The 16,754-nt window shown below is 64.9% G+C and carries 19 protein-coding genes; all 19 read right to left on the reverse strand.

Features of this window, described 5'->3' with window-relative positions; genetic code table 11:
- Positions 1 to 44: 44 nt before the first annotated feature.
- Positions 45 to 938 (reverse strand): conjugal transfer protein TraF, encoded by an 894-nt coding sequence (locus tag H5V43_RS03615; protein ID WP_373278247.1) that lies wholly within the window; start codon positions 936 to 938, stop codon positions 45 to 47.
- Positions 938 to 1,534: a S26 family signal peptidase gene (locus H5V43_RS03620; protein ID WP_025549888.1), complete on the reverse strand. Its 597-nt coding sequence runs from the start codon at positions 1,532 to 1,534 to the stop codon at positions 938 to 940. The genes H5V43_RS03615 and H5V43_RS03620 overlap by 1 nt, the downstream gene beginning before the upstream one ends.
- Positions 1,506 to 2,396, reverse strand: a complete 891-nt coding sequence (locus H5V43_RS03625) for a type-F conjugative transfer system pilin assembly protein TrbC (protein ID WP_025549887.1) — start codon at positions 2,394 to 2,396, stop codon at positions 1,506 to 1,508. The genes H5V43_RS03620 and H5V43_RS03625 overlap by 29 nt, the downstream gene beginning before the upstream one ends.
- The gene (gene traN / locus H5V43_RS03630) at positions 2,365 to 3,372 is read right to left on the reverse strand and encodes a conjugal transfer protein TraN (RefSeq protein WP_128830776.1); all 1,008 of its coding nucleotides are present in this window, start codon (positions 3,370 to 3,372) and stop codon (positions 2,365 to 2,367) included. Before traN ends, H5V43_RS03625 begins: the two co-directional genes overlap by 32 nt.
- Before the next feature lie 212 nt (positions 3,373 to 3,584).
- Positions 3,585 to 5,516 carry a hypothetical protein gene (locus H5V43_RS03635; RefSeq protein WP_025549885.1) on the reverse strand — a complete coding sequence of 644 codons (1,932 nt, stop codon included), beginning with the start codon at positions 5,514 to 5,516 and terminating at the stop codon, positions 3,585 to 3,587.
- A gap of 326 nt (positions 5,517 to 5,842) precedes the next feature.
- Positions 5,843 to 6,856 carry a TraU family protein gene (locus tag H5V43_RS03640; protein WP_025549884.1) on the reverse strand — a complete coding sequence of 338 codons (1,014 nt, stop codon included), beginning with the start codon at positions 6,854 to 6,856 and terminating at the stop codon, positions 5,843 to 5,845.
- On the reverse strand, positions 6,853 to 7,530 hold the full coding sequence (locus H5V43_RS03645; protein WP_244968656.1) for a conjugal transfer protein TraW: 678 nt from the start codon (positions 7,528 to 7,530) through the stop codon (positions 6,853 to 6,855). The genes H5V43_RS03640 and H5V43_RS03645 overlap by 4 nt, the downstream gene beginning before the upstream one ends.
- Positions 7,523 to 7,792, reverse strand: coding sequence for a hypothetical protein (locus H5V43_RS03650; RefSeq protein WP_052816718.1), 270 nt, complete (start codon positions 7,790 to 7,792; stop codon positions 7,523 to 7,525). Before H5V43_RS03650 ends, H5V43_RS03645 begins: the two co-directional genes overlap by 8 nt.
- Positions 7,780 to 8,178 carry a hypothetical protein gene (locus H5V43_RS03655; RefSeq protein WP_025549881.1) on the reverse strand — a complete coding sequence of 133 codons (399 nt, stop codon included), beginning with the start codon at positions 8,176 to 8,178 and terminating at the stop codon, positions 7,780 to 7,782. The genes H5V43_RS03650 and H5V43_RS03655 overlap by 13 nt, the downstream gene beginning before the upstream one ends.
- The gene (locus H5V43_RS03660) at positions 8,175 to 8,516 is read right to left on the reverse strand and encodes a hypothetical protein (RefSeq protein WP_025549880.1); all 342 of its coding nucleotides are present in this window, start codon (positions 8,514 to 8,516) and stop codon (positions 8,175 to 8,177) included. The genes H5V43_RS03655 and H5V43_RS03660 overlap by 4 nt, the downstream gene beginning before the upstream one ends.
- Positions 8,516 to 11,050: a TraC family protein gene (locus tag H5V43_RS03665; protein ID WP_025549879.1), complete on the reverse strand. Its 2,535-nt coding sequence runs from the start codon at positions 11,048 to 11,050 to the stop codon at positions 8,516 to 8,518. The genes H5V43_RS03660 and H5V43_RS03665 overlap by 1 nt, the downstream gene beginning before the upstream one ends.
- Positions 11,047 to 11,679: a TraV family lipoprotein gene (locus tag H5V43_RS03670; RefSeq protein ID WP_244968657.1), complete on the reverse strand. Its 633-nt coding sequence runs from the start codon at positions 11,677 to 11,679 to the stop codon at positions 11,047 to 11,049. The genes H5V43_RS03665 and H5V43_RS03670 overlap by 4 nt, the downstream gene beginning before the upstream one ends.
- Positions 11,680 to 11,780: 101 nt before the next feature.
- Positions 11,781 to 13,118, reverse strand: coding sequence for a TraB/VirB10 family protein (locus H5V43_RS03675; protein ID WP_025549877.1), 1,338 nt, complete (start codon positions 13,116 to 13,118; stop codon positions 11,781 to 11,783).
- Positions 13,115 to 13,837, reverse strand: a complete 723-nt coding sequence (locus H5V43_RS03680; RefSeq protein WP_200887631.1) for a type-F conjugative transfer system secretin TraK — start codon at positions 13,835 to 13,837, stop codon at positions 13,115 to 13,117. The genes H5V43_RS03675 and H5V43_RS03680 overlap by 4 nt, the downstream gene beginning before the upstream one ends.
- A 31-nt stretch (positions 13,838 to 13,868) precedes the next feature.
- Positions 13,869 to 14,507, reverse strand: coding sequence for a TraE/TraK family type IV conjugative transfer system protein (locus H5V43_RS03685; protein ID WP_025549875.1), 639 nt, complete (start codon positions 14,505 to 14,507; stop codon positions 13,869 to 13,871).
- A gap of 5 nt (positions 14,508 to 14,512) precedes the next feature.
- A complete protein-coding gene (locus tag H5V43_RS03690; RefSeq protein WP_025549874.1) occupies positions 14,513 to 14,779 on the reverse strand; it encodes a type IV conjugative transfer system protein TraL in 267 nt (88 codons plus the stop codon).
- Positions 14,780 to 14,891: 112 nt separating this feature from the next.
- Positions 14,892 to 15,206 carry a hypothetical protein gene (locus H5V43_RS03695; RefSeq protein ID WP_025549873.1) on the reverse strand — a complete coding sequence of 105 codons (315 nt, stop codon included), beginning with the start codon at positions 15,204 to 15,206 and terminating at the stop codon, positions 14,892 to 14,894.
- A 214-nt stretch (positions 15,207 to 15,420) separates the two neighbouring features.
- Complete coding sequence (locus H5V43_RS03700; RefSeq protein WP_244968658.1) at positions 15,421 to 16,221, reverse strand: DsbC family protein; 801 nt, start codon at positions 16,219 to 16,221, stop codon at positions 15,421 to 15,423.
- Positions 16,218 to 16,496, reverse strand: coding sequence for a hypothetical protein (locus H5V43_RS03705; protein ID WP_025549871.1), 279 nt, complete (start codon positions 16,494 to 16,496; stop codon positions 16,218 to 16,220). Before H5V43_RS03705 ends, H5V43_RS03700 begins: the two co-directional genes overlap by 4 nt.
- Positions 16,497 to 16,754 lie beyond the last annotated feature (258 nt).

Below are 16,754 nucleotides of genomic sequence, written 5' to 3' on the forward strand. Positions count from 1 at the left end.
AACAACGGCGGACACCATGGCTGCAATGGCGAGCGCGCGCCGCGTCACGGCCGCGGACTCCCGCCGGTGTTGACCAGATCGCCCCCGAGCACGCGTGGATCGGTCGCCGAGACCGGGCCGTTCGCGAGCGCGTCGAAGAATCCGTCCTCCTCGCCGGCGCCGGTCATGAACTGCTCAGGCCGAATGTCGCCGGTCAGCAGCCGAACGGCCTGATACGCCATTTGCGCGAGGTTTGGATACGCCTCGACCCCGTTCGCGATCACCATGCGCTGCTGGCTGTTCCGCCTGATGATCATCGTCGTCGGTGTGACCTCGACGCCGAAGCGCTGGCCGACATCGGGCCGGCGGCCGATATCCATCATCGTCACCTGCCAGCCCATCTCCTCCTGGAAGCGCTGGACGATCGGCCATTGCACCTGACAATAGCCGCAGCTCGCCCTCGAGAACATGACGAGCGCGAATTCCGACGCATGGGCCCGAAGATACTGACGGCGCGTATCGTCCTTGAACGCGGTGAGCTGGTCGCGCGCATCGCCGACCATCGGATTGGCCGATTTGGAATTGAGTTCGGGATGCTGAAGCATCGCGATCTGGGTCACGCCGGCGAACGCCCGAGCCTTGCGCCGCGCGAAATCCTCGAGCTTCCAGAAGTCCGAGACGGCATCCACCGTAAGGACGGTCGCGGCATAATCGCGCTGCTGCTCGATCAGCTTGTGGATCTTCGGCGGCGTCCAGGTGGCGAGCTCGGCCATCGGCGGGATCAGCGGCTTCACCAGCGCATCTGGATCGGGCTTCTCCTCGGCAGGCTTGGGCGGCGCCTGATACCACCAATATCCATCCTTTCCGGTCATGGCCGGCCTTTGATCCTGGGCCTGCACCGGTAGGGGGAGGGTGCTCGCGGCGAGGAGGGCCGCGCGCAGTAAGCGCGTGCGGGCAATCACAGCATTTTCTCCATCCGGGTCAACTGGTCGATGGCGACGGGACCGTAATAGCGACTGTCAAATCCATCCGGATGGCTCGAACCGACATAGGCATAGCCCGATGGGATGATCACGCCCTTTGGCTGATAATGATCGAGCTTCTGTCCCTTGCGGCCGTAGGGCTTGCTGACACCGAGCAGCTTGCCATCGCAGAAGTACCAGCCGTCCCATGTATGCCCTCCGACTGACGGCTTCTCGATCATGTCGAGCCGTTCGCCGGGCATGCACAGCACATATTTGGTGACCGACACCGGCTTGGGTCCCGCGACCGCGTTCGTGAGCATGAACGAGACGAGATCGCCCTTGTGGATGGGGCCCGGATCGCCCCGCACCGCCCAGGCATGGATCGATGGGGTCATCACGAGGGTGAATTGCGGGATCGCCCACCAGGTCAGCAGGCCGACCGGCAGCACGATACAATAGGCCTTCAACAGCTGGTCGGGTCGCGGTGGTTCCCCGAGGCCGCTACTGCCGAGCGCGACCGCCGCGCGCAGCGGCAGCTCCTTCAGCTGCAGCCAGATCCATTTAGCGAGCGCCCAAGCGAGTCTGAGCATCGCGCACCTCCTCTTTGCCGCCAAGGCGGACATATTCCTCAAGCAATCCGGAGAGGCTCGCGTCTCCGAACACGATGCGAGCGATCGGCGGACTGGCGGCGTCGCGCTCGCAATAGGGCTGGGTGGGATCGCCCGGGATCATCGCCAGCGCCGGCACCCGGGTGATGCCCGCCAAGCGAAAGACGATCGGATCGACGATCAGCTGGACATTCCGCATCACGCACGCAGGGCCCGAGCAGCCGGGATCGATCCGCAGGATCTCGGCGGACAGCTTCGCCATGGGCCCAACGCGGGTAAGACCGCCCGGCATACCCCGGAACGCCAGCACGCCGCCCACGCGCTCAAGCTGCGCGGCATAGGTTCGAAGCGTGGCGATCGGCATCGACGACGATGCGAAAAGGACCGGCACCCACCCTTTGATCGTATTCGGCGCGGTAGCGCCCGCGACGGCGGCCATGTCGGGCTCGCTCAGGCCCAGCGCCTGGCCAAGCTTTGCGGCCATGGCCTCGCGCTCGGCATCGAGCCCAGCCTGTCCCGTGGCGTATGCTGCGCGAGCGCGTGCATCCATCGCAGGTGAGTGGGCACGTCGGCGCACGGCATCGAACGCCCGCCGACGAAGTTCGGCTGAAGGTTGAACCGATGGGCCGGGCTCCGCCGTCGTCGCGCGGCCCTTCTGCGCGCTGACGGCTTGCTTGAGCCGCTCCATCGCGGCATCGCCTTCGCTCGCTGCCTTCGCGCGCGCGTCGGCCGGCGGTGGGCTTGGCGGCGATCCGGCCACGGTCTGCGCCTGGGTGGCCGGGATCACCCCCAGCGCCAGGGTCAGGACGAGGCTAATTCTTGCCGATCGTCTGCATATACGCATCGACGCGGTCCTTCATATCTATCTGGATGTCGGATTGAGCCCGGGCCTCGATGTCCGAATAATATTCGGAGAGGTCCATCTTCGAGAAATCTAGGGCCTGAAATTCTTCAGGCGTGAAGCCCCGGCACATTGGCTTCTTCGGCGTGCCCCAGCCGATCGCGTTGAACGATTTGAGCTGAGGCCGGCCCTGCTCCTGGATGATCCGGCCAAGCTTGGTGTTGAAGCAGCAATGGCCCTTGGCCTTCTGGATGCAGATGCCGAGGATCTTGGAGGTGCAATAGCTGCCGATCTCGTGGCACATGCCCGAGCCCCGCAGCATGCCGGTCTCCATGTCCTGCTGGTCGCAACCCTGGAGCAGTACATCGATGATGAAACTGATCGCCAGGCTGATCGCGAGCGAGGTCGGATCGATACCGATGATGCCGTGAAGGCCGGCGGTAGCCGCCTGACTGGCGGACGCCCCCGCCTTGAAAGTGGTATAGGCGGCCTTCATGCCGGTCAGCACGCCTTTGGCGACCGCGATCTTGGTGCTGAGCGAGGTCAGCGACGAGCCCATCCCGTCCTTGACGATCTTGCCCTTGTCCTTGCAGCAATTCTGGAAGGTATCGAGCAGACCCGGCGGTCGGCAGCGAAGCGCGCGGCCGGAGAAGATCTCGATATGGTCGAGGCAATTCCCCTCGGCGTCGACCTGGCCGTCATTGGGCACGCCCGGATCGTCGACGACCGGATCGGTGACGACCGGATTGGCGCCCGTGTCGATGCAGGCGTCGGGTGAACAGGTCGGTGCGCCACCCCCGGCGGGTACCTCGCACGCAAATTGGTCGCCGAGCGGACAGGCATAGGTCGCCGGCCCCGTGATCGTGCACGCAACTGCCCTGATCGGGCATTGCCAGCCGCCGCTCGCCGTCGCTGTGCAACTCGCGGTCTCGCCCTCATCAGCGGCATCGCCATTGCCGTTGAGGTCGACCGCGCACATTTCATTGGCGCCGGTGGGCGCGGGACCAGGCGGCACTGTTGGGCCCGTGGGGTCGGTCGGTTCGACCGGATCGGTCGGCTCGATAGGAATCGCGATCGCCGCGCGCGCTTGCGGAATCGCGGCTGCGCTCGCCTGCGCATAAGCCGCCGACTGGCCGCTCACGACCGACAAAGCCGAGACGAGCAGCAACGATCGGCTGAGGAACGAACTCTTCATGGCGTGGCACTCGTGCAGGTCATGTCTGCGCCGCCGAGCCTAACGGTCTGCATCATCACAACGGCCTCGGGAAAATCGTCGAGGCAACCACAGGCCGAGACGATCTGCTCGCCAGGTCCTGTTGGACAGACATTGTCGGCCGAGCAGACATGATAGAAGGTGTCGAACCCGGTCGGATCGTTCTGCTGGCTTCCCATCACACCCGAGGGCGCGGCCGCGGTATTGATCTTGGGCGCCTGGGTTTTGCAGATCGTCTCGCAGGCGGGCACGCTGCCCCGATCGGGAAGGCTGAAGGGCCGGGTCGTGGTGGTGACGCTGCCATCCGCCTGGGTTAGCTTGTCAGCAAGCAGTGTCTCGGTTGAATGATCGATGATGTAGGCGCCGCGGCTCAGGTCCAGATCGGGCAACGCCGCATTGTCCGTCTCGCAGACATAGTTGCGCTTACGCAGGAAGAAGTCTCGCGTGAACTGCACGGTGCAGCGATCCGCGCCGAACAACCGGGTCTGGGGCAGGGGTCTTAGACCTGTCGCAACGCCGTTACGGAACGTTTCGACGCCGTCGACGTCCTCGCTGTCGAGATGGCATTTACTGTCGGCAGCATAGCCACCGCACAGATCGGCGATCTGCTCGGTCGAACCACAACTGTCGTCGACCTCTACATGGACATCGGCGAACGCCTCGCCGCCACTGCTGACCGCGACCCGCAGCCAGATCTCATGATCGCCCTTTGTTAGATAAGGCTTCAGGTCGAGATTGGGGAACGCATAATAGGTCTTCTTCAACTCGCACTTCCCCGGAGGCAGGCTGGTGGTCGTCCAGGGCGATGGGCCCGAATCCACGAGATTGCCGTCGATACGGACCTGTCCCCAATCGTCGGCAAACCATTCGACCAGGGACGCGATTGTGATGCGCGCGGGGTCGGATACATGCAGCGTCATGCGGAAATCGAGCAGGCTGCAGGACCCGCCGCTCAGGCTGTTGTCCGGTGGGGAGCCCATCAGGAAATCGGCGACGTTGTTGGCGGTCCGACTGGTCGCATAGCCGCCGGCGGTGCGGGCAATGATGTCATCGAGCTGCGGGTCGATGATATTGACCTGACGCTCGATCGTGCAGGCCCTGGTCTGCTGGGCCTTCCCCGAACCCGCAGGTGATGCCGCCACCATCTGGAAGATGCTGTTGCCGGCGGCGATCGCCGCGGCGTCACCCTGAATGGCGGCCGGGTTGTTCTTGTACGCCGTCTGCGCGACGGTGCCGTCGCTCGCGCAGGCGGTCGACTGGGCACCGACATAGTCGATCACCGGACCATTGATCTGCGCCTGCGCCACACCGATACGCGGGTCGGCGGTAGTGAGCGCGCCCACCATGCCGCCGCCGAGATCGCCCAGCACCGAATTGAGGTTGTTCCAGACGAGATTGGCGCCGCAGCTGTTGTTGACGCAGTAGCAGCCAGAAAGCTCGGGCATGTCGACCTGGGTCAGCTTCAAGGACTTTGACTCGTCGACATCCCAGCGGAAATACTTGCACTGGTTCCAGGTGCCGGGTGCGCAGGAAATGATGCCGTTCGCGCAGATACCGGACACCGGCACGGGCAGGTTGCTCACCGTGTCGAATGTCCCGTCGAAATCCTTGTCCTGGCTGATCCGGACCGTACCGATATCACCGCTGGCCGAGGGCTGGACCAACACTTCGAGCAGGCTCTGCGTCTTCTGGCAGGCGATCGTGGGGGTGAAGGTCTTGCTGTTGTCGACAGTCGCGATCGGCTGCCCGCTCATCGCCGGGGTGATCGTGGTGTTGAGCAGGGTGTCGCTGTCGCCGGTCTTGGCGCGCGAAGCCTGCGCGGCGGCGCGGGCGCGATCCTCGATCGTCTGGGCATGCGCCATCGTGGGAAGCGCGCTCACGACGAGCAGGACCACGACAGCTCGCCTCATAGCACGCGCTCCGACGGCCCGTCCTGCCGCGATCTTTGACGAAGGCGGAAACGGTGGAGCTGCCTGGGAGTCCGAAGAACGGGAAAGGCGGGACACCGCCCGGCCTTCAAAAATGGTCAGCGCGGCCGCCGCCACGACAGAGACACGGGGGAATGCCATCTGCCGAGCCGGGAGGGAGCCGGCCGCGCTGACCGGGGATGGAGCGGCGCCGCGGGGGCTGTGCGACGCCGCTCCCACCTCGCTTTGTCCCGGGAGACCCAACGGGTCCTGGCGGGCAGACCCGGCCTGACGTCCGGGACTGACGAGGTGTCCGTCAAACGACCCGCTCATGGCACCGACACTCCGGCGCAGCAGATCGTCTTTTCGAAGAGCATGAATTGAGCATTGTCCTTGCCGGGCGCGTGCTTGGCGCTCGACCACAAGGATCCAGGCCGGCCGATATTGACGCATTGGCCGCCCTTGACCGGCTCCATCAGCTGGAGCTTGTAGCGGGACTTGGTCCAGATCGGCTGCGCCTTGAACGAGCAGCCGTCCGTCGACGAGATGGTGAGCGCGCCGAGGCGCCCCATCATGAAGGTGCCGCGTGCGGCGAGTCCGGCCCAGGCCTCGACCGAGTCATCGAAATGGATGTCGCCGGCGATCGGATAGGTCGCGCCCCAGCTTCCCATGCACCAGAAGAGCGGGTCGAGGACCTTGCCGGCGGCTGCGGCCGCGCTGTCTGCCATGCAGGCGAGGCCGGCGGCCGGATTGCCGAACAATATGCCCTCGGGCTGGATGATCGCGCCGAGCGTGCCCGACTGCCACGTCGGCAGCACCTCGGTGATGAGGGCGACGTCGAAGCCGTCATCCTGGAAGCAGGGCAGGTCCGTGAACATGTCGAGCATCTTCCAGACCGGCGAGATATAATAATGCATCTGCGCGAACATCTTGCGCGTGTTGGTGCCGTCAGCGATCGACGACTGGCTGCCCTGCAATTTGCCATGGGTCGGCATCAGGTCGACGCCGAGCGCCATCATGCAGCCCGGTTCAGTCACGACGTCGACCATGCGGTTGGGCGACCAGAAGGAGACCTTCACGCCGAACCAGAAGGTCGCACCCTTGCGGCAGGCGCAGACCGGACTCGAGGAGGATTGCGCGTCGAGCGCCTTGCCGAGCTTGTCGAATGTGCCGATCTTCACGCCGCCGATCGTGATTGGAAAGATGCAGGTCCACCGCACCTTGGTGATTGGATTAAACACGGTCCCGGTCGGGCAGGACGAGGCATGCGCCGGCGAAGCGGGCGACAGAATGAGGAGGAGGAAGGCAGCCGCAATGCTGCGCAACAGGGCAAGCCGGTTCATCGTACCACGCTCCCGGTGCGACTGAGCTTGACCTCGGTCAGCTCCAATTTTTGGCCGACCTGCGAAACGATGACGGGCGCAACCTCGAGGCCGAGCCGGTCCTTCACGCGCTCCTCAAGAATGAACAGCGAGCGGCCGACCTTCTGGCCCAGCGCAATCGGATCGGCACCGGCCCGCGCGCCGGCGGCGAGCAGTATCCAGTCGGACGGGCTGGCGGTACGCAGGGCCCAGCCGAGATCCTCGGGGCGGACGACCACCAGTCGCTGCGGCAGCGACACATAAGTCAGCGGATTAAACGTGAAGCCCTTCGGATAGAGCAGCTTTCCGTCAGGAAGCTTCACATCGAAATCGAGCGTGTAGAAAGGAACGACGCTGCGCACGCGGTTCGCCTGCGCCACGGCCAGCGGGGCCGCCTTCATCGCCGACCAGTTCTCGCGCGGGCCGAAACGGCTCGCCATATTGGGCGGCAGCTTCTGTGTGCGACCCTCGATTTCCTCCAGGGCGTCGGGTTCCGCGATCGGCCAGGTGCGTCCGATCACCGAGGTCTGGGCATGCGCCGCAGCGGTGACGAGCGCGCAGGCGAGCAGAACGATTGTTGTGGCGCCCTGGAACAGCACGACACGAATGCGCGCAGGGGTAGTGAAGCTTGCCGCGCCGCGAATAGCCTCATTCATGATGACGACCCTCCGCTCTGCGCCGCCACGGCCGGTTATGGTCATCGGCGCTGTCGTCCGGCTCGCCGATAACGGCACCGACGAGACACAGGACGGCGATGACGACGATCGCGCCGACGACGAACCACAGCATGCCGTTAAGAAGCCGATCGCTGCGCAGCACGATCCACGCCTGGATCAGCAACAGCAGCTTGCTGCCGAGCAGCAGGCGGATAGAGCCGAGCGACGGCGTCGAGGATAATATGCCCCTCATCGCCGCCACCGACGCGCCATCCGGATGAAACCCTGGTCGAGAACCGGCATGAAGAACGACAGCACCAGGCTGGCACCCGTGGTCAGGACCGCCACCGGCATCGCGATAATGCATGCATCGCCGATCGTGTCGGGCCGGATCAGAACGCTCGCGACCATGCCCGCGATGAGACTTTGCCCAACGAGCATCGCACGCCGCCGCCGCACGACGGACGCACGCTCCGCACGAAGGCTCGCCACATGGGCATCGAGCAGGGCGCGCAGCGCTCTCGCCTCGAGCGTGGTCTCGTGCGCTGAGCGCAGCATGAAATCGTACAGCGTCTCGCCCGGCCGGCGCGGTTCGATCTCGCGCTCGATCAGCTCCGCGGTGCCGTCGGCGAGTGTCACGCGGATCATCGCGCCCTCCACCGACGAAAGGCGGAGATCGCCAGACCGGTAACGCCGGACAGGCCGATCAGCATGACGCCGCTCGCAAAGCACGCTGCGCCGACGATGAGCGCGCCGCGCAACACCATCGCGCGAGGCTGGTTGAGGGCGAACCCGGCTGCGAGCACCAGGCTCGCCATCATCACCGTCTCGATCGCGATCAGCCGGAAGCGCCAGCGGATCGCCTCCGCCTCGGCGCGGATCGCGACGCGTGCTTCGATCATCCGTTCGAGCTGAGCATCCTTGCTGCTGTCGAAGGAGGACAGATCAAAGGCCATCTGCTTCTGTGGAGGCTTGCGCTTCAGCATCACGCCATCTCCTCACGCACGGGCAGTTCGGGGCGCTGTCCGAGGATCTCTGCCGGATCGACGCCGGCGAGTTCACACACCGCGTCTAGCGGCGAGCGCCCGGCGCGCAGCAGCGCCTCGAAAGCAGCCACCTCCTGCGGTGCGCTGGTGTTGATCCAGTAAGAGAAGGGGTCGACGACAAGCCGGGCGATGCCGAGACCCAGCGGAGAGTCGATGAAGACCTCGCTATAATTGGGCTTCGAGTTCCGGACCGACTTCAACAGGTCGAGGACGAACCCCGAATAATCGAGAATCTTGTTCTCGACCGCTTTGTCATAGGTCGAGCCCTGGAGGAGGAACCGCGTCGCGGCGTTCTCGAGGATGACCTGGCCGGTGCCGCCGAACAGCATCAGGTCGTTCATCGACTGCAGCACGATGCCGAACGAGCCCTGATATTTGCGCGCGCGGCGGTAGCCCTGGCCGAACGCTTCGGCCAGCCGCGACAGGTCCTGCCCCTCGGTCTTGGTCATGAACTGTGCGGCTTCGTCGCAGAGCACGAAGCGCGGTCGATCGCGCGCCGAGAGATAAAGCTCCTGCGTGACCGCGTTCACCACCACCATGACGATGACGTTGAACAGGTCGGGCATGCTCTTCAGCCGCTCGAGTTCGAGCACGACGAACTCGTCCGCGGTTATGTCGAAGGTCGAGGGGCCGTTGAAGAAATGGCCGTAGGCACCCTCACTCGCGAAATCGCGCAGGTTGAAGGCAAGCTCGCGCGCGACCGGCACGAGATGATCCACCCTGTCGAGATCCGAGGCTGCGAACTCGGGATAGGCGCCGAGCCAGGCACGGACCGCGTCAATGCCTTCCTCGGCATGGCCTTCGTCGATCGTCCACTGGACCGCGGACTTCAGGAGATTCCATTCCGAGGTGGTGACGCCCTTTCGGGTCGCCGCATTGGCCATCTCGGCGACGATCGCCACCGCCATCGAGATCGCCGACTGCTTGTCCTCGCCGTCGAGCGCAAAGCCCATGTCGAACGGATTGAGGACCAGTTGCTCCTCGCCGATGTCGATATAGCGTCCTGAGCAGAGCGTGCAGAGCTTACGGTAGCTGCCGCCGATGTCGATGATGCGGATCAGCGCATTCTGCGCATAATATTGCTGACACAGATTGTTGAGCAGGAAGCTCTTGCCGGCGCCGCTCTCCGCCGAGACGATGAAATTGTAGTTGTTGATGCGCGGATCGAACAGGTCGAGCGTGACCAGCTGGCCCTTCCGACCGGTATAGAGCAGGGCAGGGCGGCCGCCACCGCGGAAATCGGTCTGGACCGGCGCCATCAGCACCGCGGCCTTCACCGGCATGCGGAAATCGCGCTCGAGCATGCGCAGGGTCCGGCCATCGGGGTAAAGCCCGAAGGGCAGACTCATCGTGAGCAGGATCGGATTGAGATAGCTCTCCTCCTGCATCATGAAAGGGAGCGGTTCTCCTTCCCAGAGCCGCTTGGCGCGCGCGGCCATCTCGCGGGCATGGGCGCTGGTGCGACCGAATACCCAGACGGTCGGGATCACGCGCACGAATTTGGAGTTGCCGGCCTCGTCGAGGATCCAACCGATCTCCTCGATCTGTTTGCTCACCTCGACCGCGAAGCTGCCGGCGGCCTTCTGCGCCGAGAGCACCTGCGCGCGCTTGTGAATCTCGAACTGCGAGTGATCGAACAGGACGTTGAGCGTGTAGAGGAACGGCCCCCCGATCTGGTCGCTATCCTCCGCGCTCCCGCGCATGCCGCCGGTCAGTCGGTTGGCGCGCTCGGCCGTGATGCGCCGCGCCGGTGACTTGGGCGTCAGGCAGCGCGCCACCTGGTTGCCGAGGAACAGCTCCGGTCCCTCGAACAGGAGATCGGGACCGGCGTCGATGATCTGCTTGCGGACCGGCGGCGCCGCGCCGGTCGCATCGGGGCTCGACGAGAAGACGCCAGGAGCGGCGGCGAACACGCCATTGAAGATGCGCCGATAGAAGGAGACGATCTCCTCTGGCGGCAAGCGAACGATGCCAAGCTTTGCAAGCTGCTCCTCGACCTGACGGCGAAGGTCGCTACTCAGCGGCCGCCTCGTCTTCACCGACAGGATCGTACGAAAATCCCGGACGGGAATGCCGTGCATTGCGCGAAGCCCGTGCGTCCCCGCCAGCAGATAATCGGCGGTGCGCCTGGCCGATGCCTGGATCAGGGGATCGTCGCGGGTCTTGAGGTCGAGAAACGCATCGAGCGTCGTCTCGATCAGCGGATCGGCGAAACTGTGAAGCTGAAGGACCGTGCCATCGGGGAAGTGGATGTTGAGGAGCCCGAGCAGCGCCTGATGCACATGCGCAAACATGTAGGCGCTCGGCACAAGCTCCCAGCCATAACCCCAGCCATCGTCGATGCAGAGGAACGCCTCCTCATCCTCGTCCCATGCGACGAGCGGCAGGTAATCGGAGAAGCGATCACGCGCGACGCTTTGCCGAAGCTGGGCAAAGCTCAGGTCGCCGCCAGTTCGGGTGCCGCGCGCCTTCACTTGCTCTGATCCTTCGGCCCGGGCACGAGCCTGCTCGAAGCCCTGGGCGTCGGTGCCAACGGGCGCGCATTCATGGGCGCAGGTACCAGCGTGCGCGGGTCCCTGGCCGGCGGCGCCAGCGCCGTTGCGGAGATCGCCCCGTCAATCTCGCGCTCCTGGACCTGACCCAGGACGGGCGCCTGGGTCGATGGCTGAACCGGATCGACCAGATAGTCGCCGACGACCCAGGCGGGCGTCTCGACGATCGAGAAGACGAAGCGCGGCATGTAGAGCCGGTCGGGCCGCTGACGGTCGGCATAAGGCAGGATCAGCGTGCGAACGGTTCGCGGCGGTTTGAGCATCGGCGTGACCGGTTGGTCGATCAGCCCCTGAAGCTCGCGATAGACGCTGTCCTTATACCCGAGATAGGCACCCGCGGGCGCTGCCGCGCCTTTGCCCAGCGCACCAGACACCATGCCGGGCATTGCCGGTGCAGCAGCCTGGCCACGCAGCAGCTTCTTGTCGTTGGTGACGGCAGGGTCCGACCGGGACGGCCGGCCGGCGACCGCATCCTCATAGGCCTTCTCGGGATGGACGCACTGCCCATGGTCGCTGTTCTTGCAGCTATATTTTTCGGAGTAAGGCGACATCACCGAGCCGAGTGTCGCGCACCCGCCGAGGGCCGCGATTACGGGCATGAGAAGCAGTCGGTGACTGCGGATCGAGACTTTGCGTGAAAGGGTCCTGGGCATCAGAATTTGCTCCCCGCCGATGGTTTGATTTCGAGGGTCACGCCCTCCTGGATGACAACGACCACGTCCTTCGCCGCGCCGACCTCGACGATCGGGCCGGCCTGGCGCGCGAGATCGAGATAGAAATCGGTCAGCTTGTCCGAAGATTTGGAAAGGCCGCCCGCTATGCCGGACTTGGCGGCATCGCCGGCATTAAGCGTCCTCACCGTGCCGAGCGCCGAGGTCGACGTATCACCAAAGGTGTTCTCAACCGTCTGGGCGATGCCGCTGATGGTCCCCGCGATAAAGGTCCGGGCCAATGCCGCGCCGGCGCGGGTGACGACCTTGCCCGACAGGCCCTTCTTGCCGTCTGTATCGACAAAGAAACCCTTGACGCTCTGGTCGACGACCGAATGTTCGTCGAAGTCGACGCAGGAAAGCGTCACGAGCTGGATCTCGACGCGCTCCTTGGCGAGGCTGCCGGTCGCGTTGCCGATGACGAAACAGCCCGAGAGGTTCGCCTTGACGTCATTGGGGAGCACGGCCGGCGCCTGGACCCGCGCGATAATCGGCTCCGGGTTCGAGGTTGCGTCGTGGCTCGCCAAGGCGTCCACGCCCGTCAGCAGCCGCGCCTTCATGAAACCAGGCGGCAAATAGATCGTCCGAATCTTTTTTTTCGACTCGTCCGACGCCGCGGCCGCATCCTTCTGGACGACCGGCGATGTGGCGGCCCCGATTGCACCCACCACTTTTTCGACCGGCGGTGCCGGCGGAGCGGGGGGTCCCACCGGTGCGGATGGCGGGGCTGGCAAACTATTGTCGCCCGCCGCGCCCGAAGCACCGGATGGCGATGGCGGAAACTCCGGCGCGCCGCCGCCGGGAAGGGCAGGCGGCAATGGCGCGCCGTCCGCCCCTGCTGCCACGGGGCCGGTGCCTTGCGCTCCGATCGGTGTCTTGCCCTCCTCGATCGCCGTCACCCGATCGCCGAGCATGGACTGGCCGTCCAGAACCTTTTTCAAATCGCCACGCAGCTTCACCTCGAGGCTGTCGCCGCGCAGGCCCGCGCCCATATCGAGCTTGGAGGCCTCGGGCGCCGCAACGACCGGCTTGTCGGCCGTGCTCGCAGAATAGAGGCCGTAGCCAAGCACGCCGATCGCCGTGGCCACGCCGAATTGCTTCACGCGCAGCTTGCCCGTCGAACTCAGCGAGTCCCAGCGCGCGCGCCAGTCGAGCAGCGCCGCACCCCGCGCGTCGTCACCGCCGTCCTGCGCCGCCTGAGCGGCGAGATGCGCCTGGAAAGGGCTCTGCTCACCAGGCCCAGCGGCATCCGGTGCGGTCTCTTCTGGTCTCTCGCTCATTGGACAGCTCCCCGGCGAATGATGATGAGCCGGGCGCTATCGCCCGCCTTCAGCGCGATGCGATCGAGCGTGACCGCGAAGATGTTCGAGCCGAGCATCGACACCAGGAACTGGGGCTCGGCGAGGACAAGGGCGGCTGACGCCTGGACCAGATATTCGGATGCGGAGAGGCCAGCGCCTTCAATCGCAAACCGCCGGCGTTCATGGAGCCGGGCTGCGGGCAGGGTCGGAAGGACGATGTCGCCGGCGATCGGCGCGACCTCGGCAAAGCTCGCCGGCACACGGTCCTGCAACATCGAAAGCGTGATCGAAACGGCGCGTTCTTCCTCGACCAGTGGCCCGAGCAGGTCTTGGTTGGCGCGCGCCCGCTGGGTGCTCCCTGCCGCCAGGATCACGGTCTGGGCGGGAATGTCCGACGGCTCGGTATAGAGCGGATAGATCGCCCCGTTGCACGACACGAAGAACTCGGAAGGGCTCGTCACATAGGTCCGTGTCGGCGTCCCTTCGCCGTCGACCTCCTTCACCAGGAATTTGATCCAGGCGTCCGCCCCACCGCGTTCGACGGCGATCGCCTTCTCGGCCGAGAATTTGACGTCTTCGATCTCGCCGCCCTGGCAGATGATGTGATTGACGTCGCGATTGGACAGCCGGATCGAGGCGGTCTGATCGGGGAGGGCGGTGATCGCCTGGGCGAATGCCGGCGGCGTCGCGAAGACCATGCCGGCCAGGAGCAGGCTCACACAACCACGATTACCGGGTCTCGGCATCGAAATTCTCCTCATGCAGGGACGTCAGCCAGAAACGGCCATTGTCGATCGCGTAGCCAATTCGTAAGTTTCCCCGGAATTTGCGGATCACACCGCCGATCACGCGGACCTTCTCCACCGGCACGACGATGTCGGTGCTGGTCGTCAGGACGGGCTGGTCGGGCCGGATATAGGTCGCGATCGACAGCGTCGGATTGTCCGAGAGCTCGTCGAGAATGGCGGTGAGGCTGTCGCGGATGCTGTTATAGGCCGACGGGTGCACGATGCTCAGCAATTCCTGGAACTGCGGATCGGCGGAATAGGCCGAATAGGTGCCCGAGAGGCTGACGATGTTCCGCGTCATCATCCGCAGGTACGGCGTCGACGGTGCGTTGCCGGTCACATAGAGATCGCCGCCGGTGCCGAACGGCACGACCACGGTCCGCTGGTTCTGGTTCGACGTGTAGATCAGCATGCCGAGCACCGCGGTGATGCCGAACAGGCCCACAATCGCGAATTTGAGCAGCCGGTTCTCCTCGAAGAGATTGGCCGAGCCCTGAAGGTAGCGGTGAATACCCCAGCTGGCCGGCTTGTCGGCGAGCGGATCCCAGTCCTTCGGGCGTGATCTGCGGAAGAGCGCCATCGGTTCTACTCGAAGAAGCGGGTCTGGGTCGGACCCGGATAATGACGGAAGGAGATCAGCCCCCAGCGCCAGGCGAGGTGGGGCACGAACCCGCGCGGCTTCGTACGCTTCCAGGGGATGAAAAGGAGAAGAGCGCCGATCAGCGACCACCCGATCACGCCGCCAACGATGACGGCGACAAAGATCGTCGACATGACCAGGATGAACTCATCCGCACCGAACCAGAGAATCTGGACCGGCAGGTGAAGATACTGGGGCAGACGTTCGTCCAACGCTCTTCTCCTCCTGCTTCAAGACAGCCCGAAGAGCCCGGGTTGTCGTTTTCCGAGCCTTTCGGCCCGGCTCGTGGGCCGCGCGGAAACATGCCCCGCGCGGCCGATCAGCTCAGACGACCATCCCGAAAGTCTGGAGGATGGTGTCCGCCTTGATGAGGCACACCGCGGCGACGATGGTCGGGATCCCGATCATGACGTTCGAGAACAGCCGCGACACGCCGAACAGGAAGGCCGCGACGCCGGCCACAAAGCCCATCGGGCCTTTGACGCCCTTGTTCACGACGATGTTGTAGATGTCGTACCCAAGGTCGCCGGTGGCGGGCGCGGTGAACGCGTGGGCGCCACCGCTCATCGTCGCGAACAACACCAAAGGGACGCCGATATTCGCGACCCCGAACACATGTTTCCCGATCTTTCTGATCATTTTGACACTCCGTGCGTTGGCGGAGCCGCCCGGGAAGATGCCTGCCGACACCGTGTGAGCACGTTGGCGGCCGAGCGGCGTGGTGGGCGGCTCCAGGGGAGCCACGGCCGTCGGCATTCCGGCCCGTGTCGGTAGAGCCGAGGCGCTCCGCCCGGGCCGGCCCCCCGAACGGCCGCCAAAAGGGATGGACGCGCGCGACGCCGCGCGCTGACGATCAGTGCTTCGCATCGGTCTTCGCCGATTGAGCGTCGAGGAACTGCTCAAGTTCGCCCTGCTGGAAGCCCGAGACGAGCTTGCCGTCGACGATCAGCGTCGGCGTGCCGGTGATCCCGATCTTGGCGGTTACCTCGGCATCTGCCTCGACCTTGGCGTGACCGAAAGCGCATCTGCGAAGCGCCGAGGGCTGAGAACCGCCATAGATGGCCTTGAACTCGGCCACTTTGTCGGCCGAGCACAGGATATGCTCCGACTTCGCCGCCGCTTGCGGATGGATGCCGCTGACGAAGTAGATCAGGCGCCGGACCGGCTTGCCTTCGGCCGCCTTGGCGATCCAGAATTTCTCCAGCGCGCGGCAATAGGGACATTCGGGATCGGTGAACTCGATCACCGTCGGCGCCCCCGCGGGTCCGATCACCAGCGCTTTGGCCGGATCGATCGCGCCAAGCTTCTTGCGGGCGCTTGCATCCTGGGCAAGCGCCGTGACGTTGACGCCGTTCTTGTCGTAGACGGCGGCGAACAGGATGTGCTCACTCTGCGGCGCATAATAGAGGATCCGCCCGCCTGCGGTCGCCTGGTAGATCGGACCCTTGACGGGTGCCGGCCCGAAATCCTCGAACTGCAGATTGGCGAAGGTCTGGCGGAGCTGCTCTTCCGCCTGCTTCGCGGCTACAGTCAGCGGCTCGGCGGCAATAATTTTCGGCGTTTCCACCGTCTGCGCCAGCGCACCGGATGCGAACGTCGCGGCGCACGCCAGGACCGGCAGGCCCTGCAGCGCCCTGCGCATCACGGCGCTCATTTCCCGGCGCTCGCAAAGCGACGCGTGCTGCACTCGAAGGCGTCACGATCGATTTGCATCTGGGCACCGACCGGGACGGTCCGAGGCACCGCTGCTGCAACCGGCTCACTGATCTTGGGTGCAATGGCGAAACCATCACCGGTTGCGATGACCCGGACTCGCGGGGCCGTTTGGATCACGCTCGCGCCGACTTGCCGCGGGCAGGCCATCACTGGCATGATGGCGAGCGCAAGCGAAATGCCCGCCGCACCGCCGTAGAGAACTGGACCGGCCATCAAACACGCCTCCTCTGTCCGGGAATCGCAGCGGCGATAACCGGGTGAATCGATTGGGTTCAGGCTGGGAGCGATGAGGTTGTCGAAACCGTGCGCGCCGTCACCCCAAGTCGGGATGAGCGCGTCATGAAGTAAGTGGTTGGGGCGGCGCAATAGCCAGGGCACTGCCGTGCCGGTGGCGGCAATCGCGACCCTGAACCGGCACGCCAGTGCCGAAAATCGGGTCCCCGATTGTTCACAAAGTGCCCATCCGCGCCG

The organism is Sphingobium fuliginis, assembly GCF_015074805.1.
Classification (GTDB): Bacteria; Pseudomonadota; Alphaproteobacteria; order Sphingomonadales; family Sphingomonadaceae; genus Sphingobium; species Sphingobium fuliginis.

Coding starts and splice junctions, on each gene's coding strand:
- H5V43_RS03620 (WP_025549888.1), bottom strand. CDS start 1,534: ATGCTCAGACTCGCTTGGGCGCTCGCTAAATGGATCTGGCTGCAGCTG.
- H5V43_RS03625 (WP_025549887.1), bottom strand. CDS start 2,396: ATGCGTATATGCAGACGATCGGCAAGAATTAGCCTCGTCCTGACCCTG.
- traN (WP_128830776.1), bottom strand. CDS start 3,372: ATGTGCGCGGTCGACCTCAACGGCAATGGCGATGCCGCTGATGAGGGC.
- H5V43_RS03635 (WP_025549885.1), bottom strand. CDS start 5,516: ATGAGGCGAGCTGTCGTGGTCCTGCTCGTCGTGAGCGCGCTTCCCACG.
- H5V43_RS03640 (WP_025549884.1), bottom strand. CDS start 6,856: ATGAACCGGCTTGCCCTGTTGCGCAGCATTGCGGCTGCCTTCCTCCTC.
- H5V43_RS03645 (WP_244968656.1), bottom strand. CDS start 7,530: ATGAATGAGGCTATTCGCGGCGCGGCAAGCTTCACTACCCCTGCGCGC.
- H5V43_RS03655 (WP_025549881.1), bottom strand. CDS start 8,178: ATGATCCGCGTGACACTCGCCGACGGCACCGCGGAGCTGATCGAGCGC.
- H5V43_RS03660 (WP_025549880.1), bottom strand. CDS start 8,516: ATGCTGAAGCGCAAGCCTCCACAGAAGCAGATGGCCTTTGATCTGTCC.
- H5V43_RS03670 (WP_244968657.1), bottom strand. CDS start 11,679: ATGTCGCCTTACTCCGAAAAATATAGCTGCAAGAACAGCGACCATGGG.
- H5V43_RS03675 (WP_025549877.1), bottom strand. CDS start 13,118: ATGAGCGAGAGACCAGAAGAGACCGCACCGGATGCCGCTGGGCCTGGT.
- H5V43_RS03680 (WP_200887631.1), bottom strand. CDS start 13,837: ATGGTCTTCGCGACGCCGCCGGCATTCGCCCAGGCGATCACCGCCCTC.
- H5V43_RS03685 (WP_025549875.1), bottom strand. CDS start 14,507: ATGGCGCTCTTCCGCAGATCACGCCCGAAGGACTGGGATCCGCTCGCC.
- H5V43_RS03695 (WP_025549873.1), bottom strand. CDS start 15,206: ATGATCAGAAAGATCGGGAAACATGTGTTCGGGGTCGCGAATATCGGC.
- H5V43_RS03700 (WP_244968658.1), bottom strand. CDS start 16,221: ATGAGCGCCGTGATGCGCAGGGCGCTGCAGGGCCTGCCGGTCCTGGCG.
- H5V43_RS03705 (WP_025549871.1), bottom strand. CDS start 16,496: ATGGCCGGTCCAGTTCTCTACGGCGGTGCGGCGGGCATTTCGCTTGCG.